Below are 19,228 nucleotides of genomic sequence, written 5' to 3'. Positions count from 1 at the left end.
CTCGCGCTCCCCCGTTTTTCTAAACGACGATGTGATTGAGCTGCCCGTTCATCGGCGCTGGGTCAAGAAAAAAGGAGCGGCATCCTCGCACGGCGACTGACGGGCGTTTTTCTGTAACCGAGCGCTCTGTTCGTGCGTCCTTACAAGTGGCATTTGGGGCTGCCGAGACGTCGAGCGACTCACTTCTGACGGCATCAGGGCCAAATTTGTGAGTAAAAAGACCTTTTACAGCCGAATTCAAACAAACGTCAACGGAGGGAAGCAGATATGAAGCGCGCGGGGATCTTGATGCTTTTGGTGCTCGTTTGCAGCTTCTGGGCGCAAGGGCAACAGCCAGCGCCGCAAGCAGGCGCATCGCAAAAGGCTGTAAGTGGAATTACGCCCAACGGCGTGATGGGCGAAGTGCAGAGCGTAGATGCGACGAGCAAGCGCCTGATTGTGCGAGCCGATGGCACGGGCGAGAGCGTTGAGGTAAGGATCGATGATGGGACGAGATTTTTACGCACGCGTCCCGGCGCGACGACGCTCGAAGGCGCGACGCCGATCACGCTTGGCGATGTCTCCGCTGGTGATCGCGTGTGGGCGCGCGGGCGCGTCGCCGAAGATCGTAAATCCGTTCCGGCGCGTGCTGTGATCGTCATGACCAAAGCTGACATCGCGGAGAAACGCGAGCGCGAACGGGCCGAATGGATCAGACGCGGCGTGGTCGGGACGGTGACGGCGGTGGATCCGGCGCGACGCGAGATCACGTTGCAAGCGCGCTCGTTCGGCGGTCCACAAACGATCGTGGTCGAAGCTGGTCCAGCGGTGAAGTTCCGCCGCTACGCGCCCGACTCAGTGAAGTTCGATGATGCTAAGCCGAGCGCGTTTGAGGAGATTCGGGTGGGCGATCAGTTGCGCGCCAAAGGCGAGCGCAGTCCTGATGGCATGCGCTTCAAAGCCGAAGAGATCGTCTCCGGCTCTTTCCGCACCGTATTCGGCACGGTCGTCTCCGCCGATCCCGTCAGCAGAGAAGTCAAGATCAAAGATCTGCAGTCACAGCAAACGCTCACCGTAGTCACTGGCAAAGGCGCTATGCTGCGTCGCATCCCGGCGGAGTTCGCTGCCATGCTGGCGCAAAGAGTGAACGGTCAAGGTGGAGCGATGCGTCGGCGTCCCGATGGACAACAAGGGCCACCGCGCGATGTGATGGCTGGACCGCCACAGAGCGGTCCGGGCGGTGGACGAATGATGCGCGGCGGTTTCGACGTGCAAGAGATGCTCGAACGCTTGCCGGCGCTCGAAGTGAGCGAGTTGAAACCGGGCGACCTGATCGTCGTGCAAAGCACGCGCGGTGCCGACCCGACGCGTTTGACGGCCGTGATGGTAGTCGCCGGATTGGACGCGCTGCTTCCGGCGTTGCAGAGTCGGGCTGCCGCAGGCACGCTCGGCCCAGGCATGGACCTCGGACTTCCCGGCGGCATCCTCGATCTCGGCATCGGCTTGCCGTAGCGCCACCGCGGCGGTTTCGCTGACCGATTCTCGGTTGCCCCGGCATCTCTGATCAAAGGTTCGATGAAAAGCAAACAGAAGGATAGGGACAGGCGATTATGAATAGTTTGAGTTGGTTCAAGCAGGCCGCTCTCGGTTTAGCGTTCTCCTTGCTCGTTCCGTCGTTCATCGTCGCGCAGCAGCAAACCGGTGTGCTGCGCGGTCAAGTGACCGACGAACTCGGCGCCGTGATCGTCGGCGCGACGGTGGTGACGACGGACGCCCGCGGCGCGACCAAAACCGCAACGACGAACGCTGAAGGACAGTACGTCATCGCCGGACTTGCGCCGGGTCGTTACTCGGTGTTGATCACGGCGCAAGGGTTTGCGCCTTACCAGAACGATGCGGTCGAAATCGCTTCCGGACAGCGCGTCGAGTTGAACGCCAAACTGAGCGTTTCGCTCGCGCAGCAAGAGGTCAACGTCTCAGCCGAAGCGCCCATTAGCACCGAGCCGGAAAACAACGCGGGCGCCATCGTCTTGCGCGGACGTGACCTCGAGGCCTTGCCCGATGATCCGGACGAGTTGGCCGATGCGTTGCAAGCGCTGGCTGGACCATCAGCCGGACCAAACGGCGGACAGATCTACATCGATGGCTTTTTGGGCGGACGTTTGCCACCGAAAGAGTCGATTCGCGAAATCAGAATCAATCAGAACCCGTTCTCGGCCGAGTTTGACCGGCTCGGCTTCGGGCGGATCGAGATTTTGACCAAACCGGGGAGCGATCGTCTTCGCGGCACCGCCTTTTTCAATTTCAACGACGAGAGCTTGAACGCGCGCGACCCGTTTGCGCAAAACCGACCACCATATCAGCTACGCCAATACGGCGGCAACATCAGCGGCCCGCTTATCACCGGCAAAGCCTCATTCTTCATCGATCTCGAGCGGCGCGAAGTCGATGACAACGAAGTGGTCAATGCCACCGTGCTCGATCAGACGACGCTTGCGCCGACGCTCTTTGCGCAGAGCTTTCTCGCGCCGCAACGACGCACGACGTTCAGTCCGCGGATCGACTACCAGTTGAATTCGTCCAACACCTTGGTCGCGCGTTACGCCTTCACGAAAGTGGGCCGCGAGAACCTCGGCATAGGCGGTTTTAATCTCCCTTCGCGCGCTTACAACAGCGACAACACGGAACATTCGCTTCAGCTAACGGAAACAGCCGTCATTAACCAAAAGATCGTCAACGAGACGCGCTTTCAATTCTTCCGCGAGGAACAAAGGCAGTTGGGCGATAACTCCATCCCGACAATTCGCGTGCTCGATGCTTTCACTGGCGGCGGTGCGCAAGTCGGGCGCTCGTCCAATCTCGAGAATCGTTACGAACTGCAAAATTACACCTCTTGGGCGTGGGGATTACACGCGCTTAAAGCGGGCCTGCGCATCATTCACGAGAGCATAGATGATGTCTCGCCGCAGAATTTCGGCGGCACGTTCACCTTCACGGGCGGCTTCGGCCCGCAGCTCGATGCCAACAATCAGATCGTCTTTGGACCGGATGGTCGGCCCGTCATCGTCCCAATCTCGTCGCTCGAACAATACCGCCGCACGTTGCTCTTTCAGCGTTTGGGCTATACGCCGACGCAGATTCGCGCTTTAGGCGGCGGCGCTTCGCAGTTCACCTTGTCAGCGGGTGACCCGGAAGCCAGCGTCAGTCAGACGACGCTCGGCTTGTTCATTCAAGACGACTGGCGCCTGCGCCCCGATCTGACTTTGAGCTTCGGGTTGCGCTACGAGAATCAGACGAACATTCGCGACAACCTGAACTTTGCGCCGCGATTTTCGTTCGCTTGGGCGCCGGGGGCGGGCAGCGGCAACCAGCGTGCGCGGACGGTGTTCCGCGGCGGTTTCGGCGTCTTTTATGATCGCATCGGCGAAAACTTGGTTTTGCAAGCGCGGCGTTTCAACGGAGTGAATCAACGGCAGTACATCGTGCGCAATCCGGACTTCTTCCCGCGCGTGCCGACGGCGAGCGAACTCGAAGGCGCGCTCGTGCCGACGACGGTGCGGCGGCTAGCTGATGACTTGCGCGCGCCCTACACGCTGCAAACAGCGATCGGCGTAGAGCGGCAATTGACGCCGCAGGTGACCTTGTCGGTCAACTATATCGGAACGCGAACGTTGCACCTTTTGCGTTCGCGGAACATCAATGCGCCAGTGCCGGGGACAGGTGCACGTCCCTATGGCGACATCGGCAACATCTATCTCTTCGAGTCGAGCGGTCGGCTCAACCAGAATCAGCTCATCGTCAATCTGCAGAACAGATTGAGCCGCAACGCGAGTTTCTTCATCAGCTACGCTTTGGGCAAAGCGATGAGCGACACGGATGGAGCCGGAACGTTTCCCGCCAATCAATACGATCTGAGCGATGAGTACGGGCGTTCGAGCTTCGACGTGCGCCATCGTTTGACCTTTGCCGGGAACTTCACCTTGCCGTGGAACGTGCGCCTCAACCCGTTCGTCATTATCCGTTCCGGCTTGCCGTTCAACATCACCACCGGGCGCGACACCAACGGCGATACGCTCTTCACCGAGAGGCCAGCGTTGGCCACCGACCTGACGCGGCCGAGCGTCAGGGTGACTCCATATGGAGCGTTCGACTTGAATCCGCTGCCGGGTCAACCGATCATCCCGCGCAACTACGGCCAAGGGCCGGCCTTCTACTCAGTCAACTTGAGGTTGAGCAAGACGTTCGGTTTTGGCCCCTCGCTCGAAAATGGTCAACCGGCGGGCGGCAATCAACCGGGCGAAGGTGGACGCCGTGGTGGCGGTGGCGGACGGGGCGGCAGGGGCGGCTTCGGCGGCCCGTTTGGCGGACCGGGCGACATCTTCGTCAGACCGGGTGGTGACAACAAGTACAACCTGACCTTTTCGGTCTTCATACGCAACCTCTTCAATGCAAACAACAAAGGCGTGCCCATCGGCAACCTCAGTTCGCCGTTGTTCGGTCTGGCGAACTCGTCGGCGGGCGGCTTCGGTTTCTTCGGACCAGGAGGTGGCGGGCCGCTTAGCGGAAACGCTCGTCGCGTCGAGCTGCAAGTGAGGTTCAATTTCTAGCGCAGGACGGACAAGGCTAGAGCGAAGAAGCGTCGAGCGACGACCTCGCCCGACGCTTCTTCGTTTCGCTCAACGTTGATCCGTCGTCCCACCGCTTGCGGCCTCTTCGCTGAAAGCTCCGACCAGTTCGCGCAGCGTCCGTGTGTAAGGTTGTCGCGCGATGCCTCTATCGGTGATGATCGCGGCGATCAATTCGTTGGGCGTGACATCAAAGGCCGGATTGTAGACGTTCACGCCTTCAGGCGCGATGCGCCGGTCGCGCACCTTGACCACCTCTTCTGCGGCGCGTTCTTCGATCGGAATTTGATCGCCCGATGGGATGGAGAGATCGATCGTCGAGATGGGCGCAGCGACGTAGAACGGGATGCGGTGCTCTTTGGCGAGCACGGCGAGCATGTATGTGCCGATCTTGTTCGCCGTATCGCCGTTGGCGGCGATGCGATCGGCGCCGACCACGACGGCGGAGACTTTGCCTTGACGCATCACGTGTCCGGCCATGTTGTCTGTGATGAGCGTGACGGGGATCTCATCTTTGATCAGTTCCCATGCCGTCAAGCGCGCGCCTTGCAGAAAGGGGCGCGTCTCATCGGCGATGACGGCGACGCGCTTGCCCGCATCGCGCGCGCCGCGAATCACGCCGAGCGCCGTGCCGTAATCGCCACCGGTGGCGAGCGCGCCGGCGTTGCAATGCGTCAGCACGGTGGCGCCGTCGGGAATCAGTTCAGCGCCGAAACGCCCGATGGCGCGATTGGCCGCCAAGTCCTCTTCATGAATCGCTTTGGCTTCAGCGATCAAGCGTCGTTTGATCTCTTCGACGTCAGACGTTTCGCTCTTGGCTTGATGAAAAGCGCGGCCCATTCTCTCGATAGCCCAGAAGAGATTGACCGCCGTTGGGCGCGTCTTGCTCATCACATCGCAGATGTAGTCGAAGTCTTCTTCGAGGTCAGCGACCGAGGTGCCCACCGATTGCTTAAGGCCAAGCGCGATCCCCATTGCCGCGGCGATGCCGATGGCGGGGGCGCCGCGCACGACCATTTGCCGAATCGCGTCGGCCACCTCTTCGTAGGATCTGAGCTTGAGATAGCGCTCTTCTTCCGGCAATAGGCGTTGGTCGAGCATGACCACGCCATCGTCCGTCCATTCGACGGGTTTGATCATCAGGGAGCTTCTCCTTGAGACGTATGGTGATCCTCGCGGAAATCTTAGCGGAGAGTTTCACTGACGGGCAACCATGTAGCCGAGCAAAAAAGGCAGATCGGATCACTATCAACCGTTCTTCGGCCCGCAGGGCGAGAAGAAGACCAAGATGAATGCCGGAATGAAAGGAAAACGGCGGGCCAGACCAAAGCCATCGGCCCACCGTTTTCCCGCGGCGCTTTTCTGCGCCGCTATGTGGTTTCCGCCGTGCGACGGATTTCGGCTTTGGTCAGCAATCCGCCGATCAAGAAGACGATGCCGAGCAGAACGTGAACCACGTGGTCCATGGTGCCGAGTTCGAGCGTTCCGGGAATGACGCGCCACAACCGAGCATCTATGCCCATGTTGGCCATCGCCGGAATGGTCGGTGCCGCTGGGGCGCCGAGGGCGAAACCGACGAGTCCGAGCAGTAAGTAGACGGCTCCGAAGACGATGCAGAAGAGGCGTGCGCCCGAAAGCGTTCCGGCCAATCCGAAGTAAAGGGCAACGGCGCCCGAGATCAGATGCACGAGGTTGTGGGCAAGGCTCAGGTGCGTGCCGAGAAAGCCGGGCACAAAGAACCCGATCAGCCCAACCAAAATGAACACGACACCTAGCACCGTCGAAATCGTTTTGGCCATGATGTTTCTTGCTCCTCCTTTTGCCTTGTGGTCGAGGCGGCAGTGAAAGACCCGCTGCCGCGTTGGTTTCTGTTCGACAAAGCACGCCTTCGATCCATGCTGAAAGGGCTTCGTCCTTGAGCGCTGCAACCCAACGCAGCGCAAAAAGGTTCGCTGAATTCTGAGACCATTCTAGCACCAAACCTTCTGCTTGGAACCAGATATTTTTCGCGCGCGTTGTCGCGTTGGGCGCTTCTGGTGATATACTTTTCACAACGTGACTCGCGCTTTCGCGGGAGGGATTGAGCGTCATGTGGAAGCCGACTCTTAAGTGGTTCGCAGCAGCCGCGGCGTGCTTGTTTTGTTGCGCGGTTGCGTTCGGCTACACGGTCGTCATGCGCGATGGGAGGAGAATCGAGATCCCCGATCACTTCTCCGTCTCGCGTGCGGCATTGACCTACGAAGTCGCTCCCGGGATTCAAGTGACCATCATGCTCGCCAACATCGACATCGAGGCGACGGAGAAAGCCAACGGCGAGCCGCCCGGGAGCTTTCTCAAGCGTGCCGCGAGCGGATCGTCCGGCGTCCCAGCGCGTCGGTCGAAGGAACTGACCAACGAAGAGATCAATCGCGCCCGACGCGCTCGCGGGCAGCCACCAATTGGCCGGATGGAGGAAGAACAACAGCGCCAGATAGAGCAGAAGAACGAGGCCGAGGCGGAGCGTTTGCGGCTCGAAGCGGAACGGCGCGAACGCGAGCGGGCCGCACAAGAAACTCTCTTGCGCGAACGCGCGCGCGTGTTGCGCGAACAGATCGCTTCGGTGGAAGGCGAACTCGCCTACTGGCAAGCGCAGCTGGCCGAATTGCCGACGTTTCCTGCAGGCATCATCGGCAGCGTGACGACGGTGATCGGTTCGCCTTTTGTTTGTCAACCATTCGTTCCCATCGCGCCGATCATCTTCGGGCCGTCGCGGATTTCACTGCCGCCAGCAGGTGCTGGCATCGCCCGTCCGAGCGCGATTTTCACGCCGCCGCCGGTTGCTCTGGCCCGCCCGATCGGCATCGCTCCGGTCCAGCCGTCGAGAGTGTGCGTTCCGACGTTGGTCTCCGTGGTCGCGCCGCTCAATCAATCTTACTACTACGATCGCGCGAGCATCGTCGCGCGCGTGCAACAACTGGAAGCGACGCGCGCCGCGTTACTCGCACAGTGGCGCGTTCTCGAAGACGAAGCGCGGCGCGCTGGCGTGTCGCCCGGCACCCTGCGCTGAGATGGTGCGCGACTGAAGGCGCGTCGGGCGCCGAAGGCGAGGACCGAAACGAATCGAGCGCGGGAGAGCAGAAGCCGCTGCGTTGGTTAACAAGGCGTCTTTGAGCGACCCGTTGGAGAGATCGATCAAGGGAAGCTTGCAAGTTGATATGCTGCTTTGCGGTCGGTTGCGCGCGGCGTTCGCGCAAGCGAGCGATCGAAGTCGAAAGACTATCTGCGGATCACAAATCGAGGTCGAACCTATGTCGCGGTTGCTCCACGTTTCGCTGATCTTGACGCTGGCTTTTTTTGCAGCCAGCGCACAATCTTCTGGACCAGCATCGGATTACGATCCAAGAGCTGTGTTGCGTTCGGCGAAGACGGTCTTCGTTCGCTCTAAATCGGCTTTCTTCAAGGCGTCGGCCCTTGAAAACAAGTTGACCAACAACGCCGAGTTCAGAGGTTGGGGCATGGTCGTCACCAAGGATGCAGCGGATGCCGATCTGATCATCGAGATCGGCCGCAAAGCCTTTACCACGAGCTTCATCTACACTGTGATCGATCCTAAAACGAGTCGCGTGGTAGCGAGCGGGCGGGTCAATTCCATCGGCGGAACGGTGGAAGACAAGATCTCGGATAGTTTCATCAAAAAGCTCAGAAACGCGCGCGCCGCTTCGGCTCAATAGCGCGTTCGTCCTTCGCCTGAGTCGGAAGCAAAGCGGGGCGGGCAAAATCCAGAAGGGGCGAAATCAACGAAGATGATGAGCCACGAGATGACGAAAGACGGTTGGGAAGCGGTCATCGGTTTGGAAGTTCACGCGCAGCTCAGCACCGAATCGAAGATCTTCTGCGGTTGTTCAACGCGCTTCGGCGACGAGCCGAACGCGAACACTTGTCCGGTCTGTTTGGGCTTGCCGGGCGCCTTGCCCGTGTTGAACTGGCGGGCGGTGGAACTTGCGGCGCGGGCGGCGCTCGCGCTTGGACTGCGGATCAATCATCGGTCCATCTTCGCGCGCAAGAACTACTTTTATCCGGATTTGCCGAAGGGTTACCAGATTTCGCAGTACGATCAACCCTTCGCCGAAAGCGGCGAGCTTGAGATCATGACGGCCGTGCGCGATGCCGAAGGGCGCGCGCGCGAGTGGCGGCCCAAGCGAGTGCGTATCACGCGCTTGCATCTGGAAGAGGACGCGGGCAAAAACATGCACGAAGGTCTGCCCGACACGGATCGCTACTCCTACGTCGATCTGAATCGCGCGGGCACGCCGCTCATCGAGATCGTCACCGAGCCGGATTTCCGCGCTTCGTGGGAAGCTTACGATTACGTCAACCACGTGCGTCAGACCTTGCGTTGGATCGGCGCCTCGGACGCCGACATGGAGAAGGGCAATCTGCGATGCGAAGCGAACGTCTCCGTCCGACGCAAGGGCGAAGAGCGTTTTGGGACCAAGGTCGAGTTGAAGAATCTGAACTCCGTCCGCTTCATGCAGCGCGCCATCGAATACGAGATCGAGCGTCAAATCAGCGTGCTCGAAAGCGGCGGCGCCGTCGTGCAGGAGACGCGGTTGTGGGATGATCGCGCGGGCGAAACGCGCCCGATGCGTTCAAAGGAAGAGGCGCACGATTACCGCTACTTCCCAGAGCCGGATCTGCCGCCGCTCATCGTCGCCGAAGAGTTCATTGCGCGCGTGCACGCCGAGATGCCCGAGTTGCCGAACGCGCGTCGACAGCGTTTCATAGAACAGTACGGTTTATCGTTCAACGATGCCGCGCAGTTGACGAGCGATCGCGCGTTGGCCGATTACTTCGAGCGCGCGGCACAAGCGGCGAAGAACGCGCGCGCGGCGGCAAACTGGGTGCGCACCGAACTCTTGCGCGAACTAGAGGCTGCAAAAGCGGAGATCGAAAACTGCCCGGTCGCGCCCGAAAACCTAGGCGCGCTCGTCCGTTTGATCGACGAAGGGCGAATCAGCGGCAAACAAGGCAAGGATGTCTTCGCCGAGATGTTCGCCACCGGCAAATCGGCCGAGGAGATCGTGCGCGAACGCGGTCTTGAGCAGGTGAGCGACGTAGCCGAGATCGAACGATTGGTCGATCAAACGATCGCCGCCAATCCGAAACAGGTCGAACAGTATCGCGCGGGCAAGGAAGGGTTGCTCGGTTTCTTCGTCGGGCAGGTGATAAAGGCTTCGCAAGGGAAAGCCAATCCCAAGATCGTCAACGACCTTTTGCGCTCCAAGTTAAAAGGGTGAGCGCTTCGCCAAGGCGCGCGCAAAAGGGCTGCGAGACCCTGCCCGTGAAGTCAAGCGGGCGGGCTCAGCCGATTCTTCAACCCTCGATTCCGCCTTCGCTGGTCGAAGGGCTAACGCTTCAAAATTGAATGAGCATTTAACTTTATGCAAAAGAGGCGATCATGAATCTGAAAGGCAAATCGGCAATCGTTACGGGAAGCACCAAGGGGATCGGACGGGCCATCGCCGAAGGGTTGGTGCGCGAGGGCGCAAACGTTTGCATCAGCGCGCGGCACGGCGGCGAGGTTGAACGCGCGGTCGCCGAGTTGAGCGGTATTGGAGGTGCGCAAGTGGTCGGCGCCGTTTGCGACGTGCGCGATTACGACGAAGTGAAAGCGCTGATCGCGCATGCGGTCGAAGAGTTCGGCGGGCTTGACATTCTAGTCAACAACGCCGGCATCGGCCATTTCGCTGCGGTCGAGGAGATGTCGCCGGAAGATTTCCGCGCCGTGCTTGAGACGAATCTGTTCGGCGTGTTCTACTGCTGCCGCGAAGCGATCCCGCACATGAAGCGGCGTGGCGGCGGCTACATCATCAACATCTCGTCGCTTGCGGGCAAGAACGCTCATCCGCGGATGGCTGCCTACAACGCTTCCAAGTTCGGTCTGAACGGTTTCAGCGAAGCCTTGATGCAAGAAGTGCGGCATGACGGTATTCGCGTTAGCTACATCATGCCTGGTTCAGTCAATACCTATTTCGGCGGCGACCAACCGAGCGCGGAGAAGGGCTGGCAGCTCCAACCCGAAGACATCGCGCGCGTCGTCATCGACCTGCTTCATCACGACGAAAGGAGCTTGCCGAGCGCGGTTGAGATCCGTCCGAGCCGTCCGCCGAAGAAGTAATGCGAAGAGATACGTGGGGCAAAGGTCGCGTGACGCTCGGTGTCCCTTTGGCGCGTATGCTTACTTTTATCTCATGAGGTAAGGAAGATGAAAGCCGTTCCCCTTGTGCTTCTCGCTTCGTTTCTTGTTCCTTTGTGGACCGGTCGTGCGCAGCAGAGAGAGCCGGGCAAGGACGCGCTTCGACAAGCCTCTTCGCCGGTTCCATCCAAAATCGCCGAAGCGTTTCGCGTCAGCGCGCGGATGGCCGAGTTGTACAAGCAGGGGAAGTATCGCGAAGCGCTGCCTTTGGCGGAAGAGGCTTTGCGCTTGGCCGAAGAGGCAACGGGGCCGAACGACGAACGTTTGGCGCTCTTTCTCTCCAATCTCGGCACCGTGCGTTACGAATTGAAAGAGTACGACCGAGCTGAAAAACTGCTGCTCAGGGCGCTGGCCATTTGCGATGCTTCCGGGCGCGGCTGTCCGGAACGGATGGCGAACATCTACCATACGCTCGGTTTGATCTATTTCGCCCGACGGGATGGAAAGAGGTCCGAAACCTACTTCCGTCGCGCGTTGGAAGCGCGCGAGGTGATCGATGGGCCGGATAGCCCGGCGACAGCGCAAGCCGCCTTCACGCTGGGCGAGTTTTACGACAGAGGAATGGTTAATTACGCGAAGGCTGAACCTTTGTACGGACGCGCGGCCAGCATTTGGGAGAAGGATGCCATCAAGAACAACGATCGACTGATCACAGCGCTGGAAAGGCAGCACTGCCTCCTCATCCTTCAGAACAAAGAGGAAGCGGCGAAAGAGATCAAGCGCAAGCTGGACACAATTGAGATGCTCGCTGATCCTTCGCACGCGCAAGACGCGATGGGTAGGATCAGCAAGGGTAAGGCGAAGGCGATACCTGCTCCCGTGTATCCGCCTTCTGCAAAGCAACAGCGGATCGAGGGCAAAGTGATCATTAAGGTGCTGGTCGATGAGCAAGGGCGCGTTAGCAAAGCGGAGGTGCTATGTGGTCATCCGGCGTTAGCGGAAGCGGCGCTCGAAGCCGCGAAGCTAGCGGTCTTCGAGCCGACTTTCATCGGCGGGCGCCCCGTTGAAGTGAGCGGGTGGCTCGAATATAACTTCACGCTTCGATAAGGCTGGAGTTAGATTTTCAACGCGCTTCAAGACCATTATAGTTTGCGTTTCGCTCCGTTCGATTTTTAGTCCGTTTTGAAGCGAACGCGTTGACTCGCTAGGCACTGGGTCTCATCTTGATGATTCCACTTTCAGCGAGCTTCGAAGAAGCATGAGAGCGGTGGTTCAACGCGTCGCGCGCGCGCGCGTGCGCGTTCAAGGGCAAACCGTCGGAGAGATCGGCGAAGGATTGCTCGTGTTGCTTGCCATCGCGCGCGACGATACCGAAGCAGACCTTCACTACATGGTCGAGAAGATCGCGGGCTTGCGCATCTTCGACGATGCCGAAGGGCGGATGAACCTTTCGGTAAAAGAGACGGGGGGCGCGCTTTTGGTCGTTTCGCAATTTACGCTCTACGGCGACGTGCGTCGCGGAAAGCGCCCTTCGTGGAGCGAAGCGGCGCCGCCAGAAGTCGCCGAACCGCTGTACGAGAGGTTCGTCGGTGAAGCGCGAAAACTCGTGGGACGGGTCGAAACAGGAAGCTTCAGGCAGATGATGGAAGTCGAACTGGTCAACGTCGGACCGGTGACGATCCTGCTCGATAGCCGCAGGCTCTTTTGATGGCGCGCAGGCCCTTTGCAAGGCATCGAGCCCGGATTCGTCGGCGTCGCCCGAATGGTATCGCGCCCTTTGATGGAACAGGCTCTCGGCGAGGAATCCAAACCTTTAGCTTCCACTTGGTCTGTTCGTCGTGGCGCGTCTTTGGCACGCGCATATCGAATGCGGCCCGACTAGGCGAAGCGAAGCTTCGTCTCGCAAAGCGAGGGACGCTAACCCACGATTCGGAAGATGCTGGACCAAGCCGATAGGCGGTCCGTAAAGGCCAGCGCTTTGTCAGGCGTTCGCCATCGAGGAGTGGTGGGCCGAGAGCTGGCGGATCGGGGACGTAAGGTTCACGGAGTCGCGCGCAGAGCGAGAATGAAGCTTCGGGGGATCAAGCGATCAAGCCGTCGCTGGACCAGCGGCGCTTTCGCAAACTCTCTTCGGTCCAAAATCCGCGATGGAGTTCGACGCGCGGCGCGCTCGCGCCTTCGGGTTCGAGCGTGATGCTGACGACATCGAAACGAAAGGGCTGACCTTGCAGGCCGAACAGCCGACGGTAGACGCGCGCGGCGCGAGTGATTTGGCGTCGCTTGCGCCGATCGACGTTTCTTTCGGGCGCGGCGAAACGGTCGGAGACGCGCGTCTTCACTTCGATGAAACAGAGCGTTGGGCCATCGTAGGCGACGAGATCGATTTCGTTCTGCACGAGCGCGCCGCGCGCATTCCTTCCGACGGGCAGTTTGAAGTTCGCTGCTACCAGTCGGTAGCCGTGGGCAGCGAGGTAAGCGGCGGCCATACGCTCGCCGCGCGCGCCGACATCTAAACGTCGAGCATGCGCTCGCTCTGAGAGGCGGCGGATGAGATCGGCGCCGGAGCGAAAGATCGCGGGCCACTTTTCGTTGGCGCTCTTCATAGAGCCGGGACATGATTCTAACTCGCAAGGGCGCGTGGATGGCAAGCCGTGAATTGAAGGGCGCTTGGTCGTCGTCCGTGCGGCGCGCTAAACTTCTTCGGTTCGAGGGGATGGCGGCGACGTGGCCGTTGCCGTTTACGCCGCTGCGGCGCGCCAGAGGGATCGAAAAGATGACCGACGAAAACGCAAGAAAGGCGGAGAGCTTGCCGTTGGTCGCCATCGTCGGGCGGCCCAACGTCGGCAAATCGACGCTCTTCAATCGGTTCGTGGGCGAGCGACGCGCCATCGTCGGCGATGAGCCGGGCATCACGCGAGATCGCATTTACGGCGAGGTTGAGTGGGCCGGTCATCGTTTCGCCGTCGTCGATACGGGCGGCATCGTGCCAGACGATGATGCGGTCATTCCGGCCAACATCTTCAAGCAAGCCGGCGCGGCCATCGATGAGGCGACGGCGCTCGTCTGGGTGGTCGATGTGCGCGCTGGCATCACCCCGCTCGACGAGGAATTGGCGCGTCTGTTGAGGGCGACCGGCAAACCGGTCTTCGTCGCGGCGAACAAGGCGGACGTGCGCGCGGCAGATGATCACGCCTTGGAGTTCGCGCGCTTTGGATTTGAAGAGGTCTTCCCAGTCTCCGCTGAACAAGGGTTGGGCACAGGAGAGTTGCTCGACGCATTGGTCGCGCGGTTGGGGCCGTCATCATCGGCGCTCGAAGGCGCGCAGAGCGAAAGCGAGATACGACTCGCCATCATCGGGCGGCCCAATGTCGGTAAATCTTCGCTGCTCAACCGCCTGCTCGGCGAAGAGCGCGTCATCGTCTCGCCTGTGCCCGGAACGACGCGCGATGCGGTCGATACCCTGCTTGAACGCGACGGCAGAAGATTCCGTTTGATCGACACGGCTGGCATCAGGCGCAAGGGAAAGACCGAGCAGATGGCCGAAACGTTGTCAGTCGTGATGGCGCGCAAAAGTCTGGAACGCGCAGATGTCGCCGTGCTCGTCGTGGACGCGACGGAAGGACCGGTTGCGCTCGATGCCAACATCGGCGGTTACGCTTACGATGCTGGTTGCTCGGTTATCATCGCCGTCAACAAGTGGGATGCTGTGCCGAACAAGACCGAGCGGACCGCCATCGAGTTTGAACGCGCCGTGCGCGAGAGGATGAAGTTTCTCGATTGGGCGCCGGTCATCACCGTCTCGGCCCGCACGGGACAACGTGTGGAACGCTTGTTGGCGTTGGCTGAACGCGCTTGGCAAGCGCGCCACTTCCGTATCCCAACGTCGCAGTTGAACGATTTCTTCGCGCGCAACATCGCGCCGTTTGGCGGCGACGTTCGTGGCCGCGGTGGCGGTCGCCTGCGCGTCCAGTACGTGACGCAAGCGGGGGTTGCGCCGCCGACTTTCGTCGTCTTTACAGCGGGCGGAAAGCCGGGATTGCATTTCTCCTACGAGCGTTATTTGGAGAATCGCATACGTGAGGAGTGGGAGTTCTTCGCCACGCCGATTCGCATCGTCGAGCGCCATCGCAGCCTGCGAAAAGCGAAGTGATCGCGGACCTTCGCCGCAAAGCTTCGACCCGTGCCCTTGTGTTCTAAGGTGGAGGCGTTAGCGGCGCGAATGCGCGCTGCCGCAGCCATCCCTTTCATCCGAGTTGTACGTGCTGCTTGATCGGGCACGAGAGGCCGAGGAGGAAAACGTGCCGCTCACCATTCAATTGTTGGCGCGCGAAAAGCGCGACGAGGTTTCATCGGCGATGCTCCGCTGATCTCAGAGGGCTTCGCCCTAAGGGCGCGAAGGATTTCGCGGTCGTGCCGAATGAAATTCGTTTTCATTCATCGATGGGATATGGGAGAGTTCAAGCCGATCAATTGGCAGGTGGTCGCGCGCGAGGCGGAGGCGCGTTGCGGTCTGTTGCAAACGCGCCGCGCCGTCATTGAGACCCCGGTCTTCATGCCGGTTGGAACGCTCGGCACGGTCAAGGGAACCCGTTTCGAGACGCTCGAAGATGAGTTGGACGCGCGCATAATTCTCGCCAACACGTACCATCTTTATCTGCGTCCGGGAACGGAAGTGATCCGCGCGTGCGGCGGCCTGCACCGCTTCATCGGTTGGAGGCGCGCGCTGCTGACCGATTCGGGGGGCTTTCAAGTATGGAGTTTAGGCGCGCTGCGCCGCATTACGGAAGAGGGAGTCGAATTTCGGTCGCACATCGACGGAAGCCCGTGCTTCCTTTCGCCCGAGATCGCTACCGAAGCGCAGGTCTTTTTCGGCGCAGAGATCATCATGGCCTTTGATGAGTGTCCGCCGGGCGAAGTCTCGCGCGACGAGGCGCGCCAGAGCTTGGAACTGACATCGAGGTGGGCTGCGCGTTCGCGTCAGCGCTTTCTCGAACTGCAAAGCGCCGACGTTGACACAGGCCGGGTGAACGATCATCTGCCGCCGACGCTCGACGGCACGCAAGCGCAATTCGGCATCGTGCAGGGGGCGACCTACTTGGATCTGCGACGCGAAAGCCTGCGCCGCACGGTCGAAATCGGCTTCGACGGCTATGCCTTGGGCGGCTTGAGCGTCGGCGAAGAGAAGGCGGCGATGTACGAGGTCTTGGCTGAAACGGCACCGCTCATGCCGTCAGATAAACCGCGTTATCTGATGGGCGTCGGGACGCCGGAGGATTTGTTGCACGCCGTTGCGTGCGGCGTGGACATGTTCGATTGCGTTCTGCCAACGCGTACCGGGAGAAACGGTCTGGCTTGGACTTCGCGCGGACGCTTGAACGTCAAAAACGCCCGTTGGACGCGCGACCGTCGCCCGCTCGACGAAGCGTGCGCTTGCTCGGTCTGTCGGCGCTACACGCGCGCCTACTTGCGCCACCTCTATTTGGCCGGCGAAATGCTGGCCAGCATCCTTTTGACGCACCACAACTTGTTCTTCTTCCTTGACACCATGCGTCGCGTAAGGCAATCTATCCGGTCTGGCCGCTTCTCCCGTTTTCGACAGGAGTTTCTCGAAGGCTTCAGGTCGGGCGTGGACTGATCATCGCGCCCGCTTTCTGGTCCGCGACGTCGCTTCGGCGACGCCGCGTCTTGACGAAAGGGCTGAACTGAATGGTCTTTTATCTGGCGTTTCTGCAACAGCAACAACCGCCCGGTCTCGGCGGCTTCATCATCTCGCTGCTGCCATTCTTCATAATTCTCGGCATCTTTTACGTCCTGATCATTCTGCCGCAGCGTCGTCGCTATCGCGAACTCCAACAGCTTATCGCGAATCTAAAGGTCGGCGACCGCATCGTCACCACCGGCGGCATCATCGGGACGATCACTGCCGTGCGCAATAAATCGTTGCTCGTGCGTACGGCCGATAAGTCGATTCTCGAGATCTCGCGTTCGGCCGTCGCCGGTTTGCACGCCGAAGAGGAAGAGAAAGCTTGAACCTTTTCGCGCCCCGGAGCGCAATCAAGTGACCATGAAGAGAAATCTCAAGCAGCGTGTCGTCATCATCGCTATCGTAACGCTTGCTGCGTTTTACATCGTCTTCGGCCCGCGTCACCGCCCGACATGGCAGGATTTCACGCTTGCCGGGATCAAGCGCAATCTGGCCGAAAACATACACCTCGGACTTGACCTGCGAGGCGGTTCGCACCTCGTCATGCAAGTCAAGACGGAAGAGTACCTGAAACGTCTGACTGAGAACACCGCGATCGGCATACAGAACGCCGCCAAAGATGCCGGTCTCAGCGTTCGTCAGGTGCGTCCCGAAGTGAACGGCGACGATTACCGCGTCGTGATGGAGCTGGAAGATGCTTCCAAAGCGAACGAAGCGCGCAGCCAAATCGAAAAGAAGGTCGATTTGAACGGATGGACGGCTTCCGTTTCGGGCAATAACGTGGTGTGGACGCTGACGGCTGCTGCCAAACGGACGCTCAGCGACCAAGCGGTCGAGCAATCGCTGCGCATCATCGAAAGCCGCATCAACCTTTTGGGCGTCACTGAACCGACGTTGCAGCGGCACGGCTCGCCCGAGTCGCACCAGATACTGTTGCAGATGCCGGGCGTGCAAGATCCCGAAAGGATCAAGGCGATTTTGGTCGGCGAATCGCGCTTGGAACTGGTTCACGTCATCAGTCCGAAAAACCCGATGCCGGTGCAGACCTATGCGACCAAAGAAGAGGCCGTTCAAGCTCTGGGCGGGACGGTTCCGCCCAACAGAGCCGTGCTTCCATACTCGGAACGAGAAGAGCCGACCGCTGCGCGGGAGGGTGGGAGCGAAAAGGAACGTGCCGTTCGTTGGGTCATCGTCGAGACTCCGGCGATCATTGACGGGAGCGAATTGCGCGGTGCCGAAGCCGTTTCGCGCGGCGGAAGAGGCGGCGATGATTACGTCGTCGCTTTCACGCTCAAGCCCGCAGGCGCCGAAAAGTTCGCGCGCTGGACGGGGCAGAACATCAACGAATACATGGGCGTGGTCCTCAACGGAGAAGTCAAATCGATCGCTTACATCCGATCGCAGATCTCGGACGCGGGCGAGATCAGCGGGCGGTTCACCAAGCAATCGGCTGAAGACCTCGCGTTGACGCTCCGATCGGGCGCCTTGCCAGCGCCGCTCGTCTACTTGGAAGAGCGCACCGTTGGGCCGAGCCTCGGCGCCGATTCGATTCGCGCCGGAATCACGGCCTCCATCGTCGGGCTGATGCTGGTCGTGACCACCATGGTCGTCTACTATCGCGGTGCCGGCGTCAATGCCGTCGTCGCTCTTCTGCTGAACATCATCTTAACGTTGGCGGCGTTGATCTTTTTCAACGCCACGCTGACGTTGCCCGGTATCGCCGGAATCATCCTCGGCATCGGCATGGCGGTCGATTCCAACGTCCTCATCTTCGAGCGCATACGCGAGGAGTTGCGCACCGGGAAGACGGTCGCTTCGGCCATCGAGCAGGGGTTCAATCGCGCGTTCGTCACGATCATCGATACACACGTGACGACCATCGTCTCGTCGCTCTTTCTGTTCATTTTCGGAACGGGGCCGCTTCGCGGTTTTGCCGTCACGCTCGTGCTCGGACTGATCGCCAATCTCTTTTCGGCCGTCTACGTCTCGCGCACGATTTTCATCTGGCTTCTGAACCGCAAAGGCGGACGCTTGGAGACGCTGAGCATATAGTGGGCGGTTGCCGAAATTCGTTCGGCGATGGCCACAGGTAAAGTCATGATCCAATTGTTCAAAGACGTCAACGTCGATTGGCTCGGTAAACGCCGTATCTTTATCACCATCTCAGTCGCGCTGATGCTGGCTGGGTTCATCTCGGCCATCGTGCGACAGGCTGTGCCCGGAGGAACGGACGCCTTCAACCTCGGCGTCGATTTCAAAGGCGGCACGGTGATCACGGTGAAATTTAAGCAACGCCCGTCAGCCGAAACGATCCGCGAAGCGCTGAACCGCGCGGGCATCCGCGATGCGGTGATTCAACCGGTGATCGATAAACAGGACGAAGTTTTGATCAAACTGCCGCAGATGGGGTCGGCAGATGATGCTCCTGAACAGGCGCAGGCGCAAGTCGACGTTGGGCGCGCCCGCGTGGCCGAAGCGCTGAAAACGCTCGGACCGGAAGCGGGCCCCGAGATCGTCGGCACCGAAGCGGTTGGTCCGGTCGCTGGACGCGCGTTGCGCAATCAAGCGGTGGCCGTCACGCTTCTGGCGCTCGCCGGCATACTCATCTACATCGCCATGCGCTTTGAATGGACTTACGGGGCCGCCGCCGTGCTCGCCGTTTTTCACGACGTGCTGGTGACGCTCGGCTTCTTCTCGATCTTTCAGTGGGAGATAAGTCTGACCGTGATCGCCGCGTTGTTGACG

16 protein-coding genes (1 of these 16 only partly in view) are annotated in these 19,228 nt (G+C 60.2%); 13 read left to right on the top strand and 3 right to left on the bottom strand.

Annotated features, from left to right (window positions below; all coding sequences use genetic code 11):
- The first annotated feature begins 267 nt into the window (after positions 1-267).
- Positions 268-1,491 (top strand): hypothetical protein, encoded by a 1,224-nt coding sequence (locus C4334_RS12335; RefSeq protein WP_352432386.1) that lies wholly within the window; start codon positions 268-270, stop codon positions 1,489-1,491.
- A 98-nt stretch (positions 1,492-1,589) separates the two neighbouring features.
- On the top strand, positions 1,590-4,586 hold the full coding sequence (locus C4334_RS12330) for a TonB-dependent receptor (RefSeq protein ID WP_352432385.1): 2,997 nt from the start codon (positions 1,590-1,592) through the stop codon (positions 4,584-4,586).
- A gap of 69 nt (positions 4,587-4,655) precedes the next feature.
- Here C4334_RS12330 and mtnA read toward each other — a convergent pair whose 3' ends face one another.
- Together mtnA and C4334_RS12320 are read right to left on the bottom strand one after the other, a co-directional pair.
- Entirely contained in the window at positions 4,656-5,747 is a 1,092-nt protein-coding gene (gene mtnA, locus C4334_RS12325) for an S-methyl-5-thioribose-1-phosphate isomerase (RefSeq protein ID WP_352432387.1), read from the bottom strand.
- Positions 5,748-5,974: 227 nt separating this feature from the next.
- Entirely contained in the window at positions 5,975-6,403 is a 429-nt protein-coding gene (locus tag C4334_RS12320) for a DUF4383 domain-containing protein (RefSeq protein WP_352432384.1), read from the bottom strand.
- Positions 6,404-6,693: 290 nt separating this feature from the next.
- Here C4334_RS12320 and C4334_RS12315 point away from each other — a divergent pair, with 290 nt between their 5' ends.
- The 6 genes from C4334_RS12315 (at position 6,694) to dtd (ending at position 12,487) form a co-directional block, all read left to right on the top strand.
- Positions 6,694-7,650 carry a hypothetical protein gene (locus C4334_RS12315; RefSeq protein ID WP_352432383.1) on the top strand — a complete coding sequence of 319 codons (957 nt, stop codon included), beginning with the start codon at positions 6,694-6,696 and terminating at the stop codon, positions 7,648-7,650.
- 241 nt (positions 7,651-7,891) lie between these two features.
- On the top strand, positions 7,892-8,314 hold the full coding sequence (locus C4334_RS12310) for a hypothetical protein (protein WP_352432382.1): 423 nt from the start codon (positions 7,892-7,894) through the stop codon (positions 8,312-8,314).
- Positions 8,315-8,386: 72 nt separating this feature from the next.
- Positions 8,387-9,880, top strand: coding sequence for an Asp-tRNA(Asn)/Glu-tRNA(Gln) amidotransferase subunit GatB (gatB, locus tag C4334_RS12305; RefSeq protein ID WP_352432381.1), 1,494 nt, complete (start codon positions 8,387-8,389; stop codon positions 9,878-9,880).
- A 161-nt stretch (positions 9,881-10,041) separates the two neighbouring features.
- Positions 10,042-10,761, top strand: a complete 720-nt coding sequence (locus C4334_RS12300; RefSeq protein WP_352432380.1) for an SDR family oxidoreductase — start codon at positions 10,042-10,044, stop codon at positions 10,759-10,761.
- 87 nt (positions 10,762-10,848) lie between these two features.
- Entirely contained in the window at positions 10,849-11,886 is a 1,038-nt protein-coding gene (locus tag C4334_RS12295) for a TonB family protein (RefSeq protein WP_352432379.1), read from the top strand.
- A 151-nt stretch (positions 11,887-12,037) separates the two neighbouring features.
- Positions 12,038-12,487, top strand: a complete 450-nt coding sequence (dtd, locus tag C4334_RS12290; RefSeq protein ID WP_352432378.1) for a D-aminoacyl-tRNA deacylase — start codon at positions 12,038-12,040, stop codon at positions 12,485-12,487.
- Positions 12,488-12,860: 373 nt separating this feature from the next.
- On the opposite strand, the gene C4334_RS12285 is transcribed toward dtd, so the two are convergent.
- Positions 12,861-13,382: a YraN family protein gene (locus C4334_RS12285; RefSeq protein ID WP_352432377.1), complete on the bottom strand. Its 522-nt coding sequence runs from the start codon at positions 13,380-13,382 to the stop codon at positions 12,861-12,863.
- Between the two features lie 38 nt (positions 13,383-13,420).
- Between C4334_RS12285 and der the strand changes: the two genes are divergently transcribed.
- The 5 genes from der to secF form a co-directional block, all read left to right on the top strand.
- Complete coding sequence (gene der / locus C4334_RS12280; protein WP_352432376.1) at positions 13,421-14,929, top strand: ribosome biogenesis GTPase Der; 1,509 nt, start codon at positions 13,421-13,423, stop codon at positions 14,927-14,929.
- Positions 14,930-15,226: 297 nt separating this feature from the next.
- The gene (tgt, locus tag C4334_RS12275) at positions 15,227-16,414 is read left to right on the top strand and encodes a tRNA guanosine(34) transglycosylase Tgt (protein ID WP_352432375.1); all 1,188 of its coding nucleotides are present in this window, start codon (positions 15,227-15,229) and stop codon (positions 16,412-16,414) included.
- A gap of 71 nt (positions 16,415-16,485) precedes the next feature.
- Positions 16,486-16,809 (top strand): preprotein translocase subunit YajC, encoded by a 324-nt coding sequence (yajC, locus tag C4334_RS12270; protein ID WP_352432374.1) that lies wholly within the window; start codon positions 16,486-16,488, stop codon positions 16,807-16,809.
- A 34-nt stretch (positions 16,810-16,843) separates the two neighbouring features.
- Positions 16,844-18,535, top strand: a complete 1,692-nt coding sequence (secD, locus tag C4334_RS12265; protein WP_352432373.1) for a protein translocase subunit SecD — start codon at positions 16,844-16,846, stop codon at positions 18,533-18,535.
- Positions 18,536-18,580: 45 nt separating this feature from the next.
- A protein-coding gene (gene secF / locus C4334_RS12260; protein ID WP_352432372.1) for a protein translocase subunit SecF crosses the window boundary here: on the top strand, positions 18,581-19,228 show its 5' portion. Its footprint extends 375 nt past the window's final position; the window shows 648 of its 1,023 coding nt (coding positions 1-648); it begins with the start codon at positions 18,581-18,583; its stop codon lies off the right edge, out of view.

It is taken from the genome of Pyrinomonas sp. (genome assembly GCF_040289685.1).
Lineage (GTDB): Bacteria > Acidobacteriota > Blastocatellia > Pyrinomonadales > Pyrinomonadaceae > Pyrinomonas.
Note: the sequence above shows the minus strand (reverse complement) of the source record. Positions and strands in the feature narration are given on the sequence as shown.

What these genes read in the sequence shown, in the direction of transcription:
- secD (WP_352432373.1), top strand. Translation starts at nt 16,844, where the DNA reads ATGAAGAGAAATCTCAAGCAGCGTGTCGTCATCATCGCTATCGTAACG.
- tgt (WP_352432375.1), top strand. Translation starts at nt 15,227, where the DNA reads ATGGGAGAGTTCAAGCCGATCAATTGGCAGGTGGTCGCGCGCGAGGCG.
- gatB (WP_352432381.1), top strand. Translation starts at nt 8,387, where the DNA reads ATGATGAGCCACGAGATGACGAAAGACGGTTGGGAAGCGGTCATCGGT.
- dtd (WP_352432378.1), top strand. Translation starts at nt 12,038, where the DNA reads ATGAGAGCGGTGGTTCAACGCGTCGCGCGCGCGCGCGTGCGCGTTCAA.
- C4334_RS12315 (WP_352432383.1), top strand. Translation starts at nt 6,694, where the DNA reads ATGTGGAAGCCGACTCTTAAGTGGTTCGCAGCAGCCGCGGCGTGCTTG.
- C4334_RS12335 (WP_352432386.1), top strand. Translation starts at nt 268, where the DNA reads ATGAAGCGCGCGGGGATCTTGATGCTTTTGGTGCTCGTTTGCAGCTTC.
- C4334_RS12295 (WP_352432379.1), top strand. Translation starts at nt 10,849, where the DNA reads ATGAAAGCCGTTCCCCTTGTGCTTCTCGCTTCGTTTCTTGTTCCTTTG.
- C4334_RS12310 (WP_352432382.1), top strand. Translation starts at nt 7,892, where the DNA reads ATGTCGCGGTTGCTCCACGTTTCGCTGATCTTGACGCTGGCTTTTTTT.
- der (WP_352432376.1), top strand. Translation starts at nt 13,421, where the DNA reads ATGGCAAGCCGTGAATTGAAGGGCGCTTGGTCGTCGTCCGTGCGGCGC.
- C4334_RS12330 (WP_352432385.1), top strand. Translation starts at nt 1,590, where the DNA reads ATGAATAGTTTGAGTTGGTTCAAGCAGGCCGCTCTCGGTTTAGCGTTC.
- yajC (WP_352432374.1), top strand. Translation starts at nt 16,486, where the DNA reads ATGGTCTTTTATCTGGCGTTTCTGCAACAGCAACAACCGCCCGGTCTC.
- C4334_RS12320 (WP_352432384.1), bottom strand. Translation starts at nt 6,403, where the DNA reads ATGGCCAAAACGATTTCGACGGTGCTAGGTGTCGTGTTCATTTTGGTT.
- C4334_RS12300 (WP_352432380.1), top strand. Translation starts at nt 10,042, where the DNA reads ATGAATCTGAAAGGCAAATCGGCAATCGTTACGGGAAGCACCAAGGGG.
- C4334_RS12285 (WP_352432377.1), bottom strand. Translation starts at nt 13,382, where the DNA reads ATGAAGAGCGCCAACGAAAAGTGGCCCGCGATCTTTCGCTCCGGCGCC.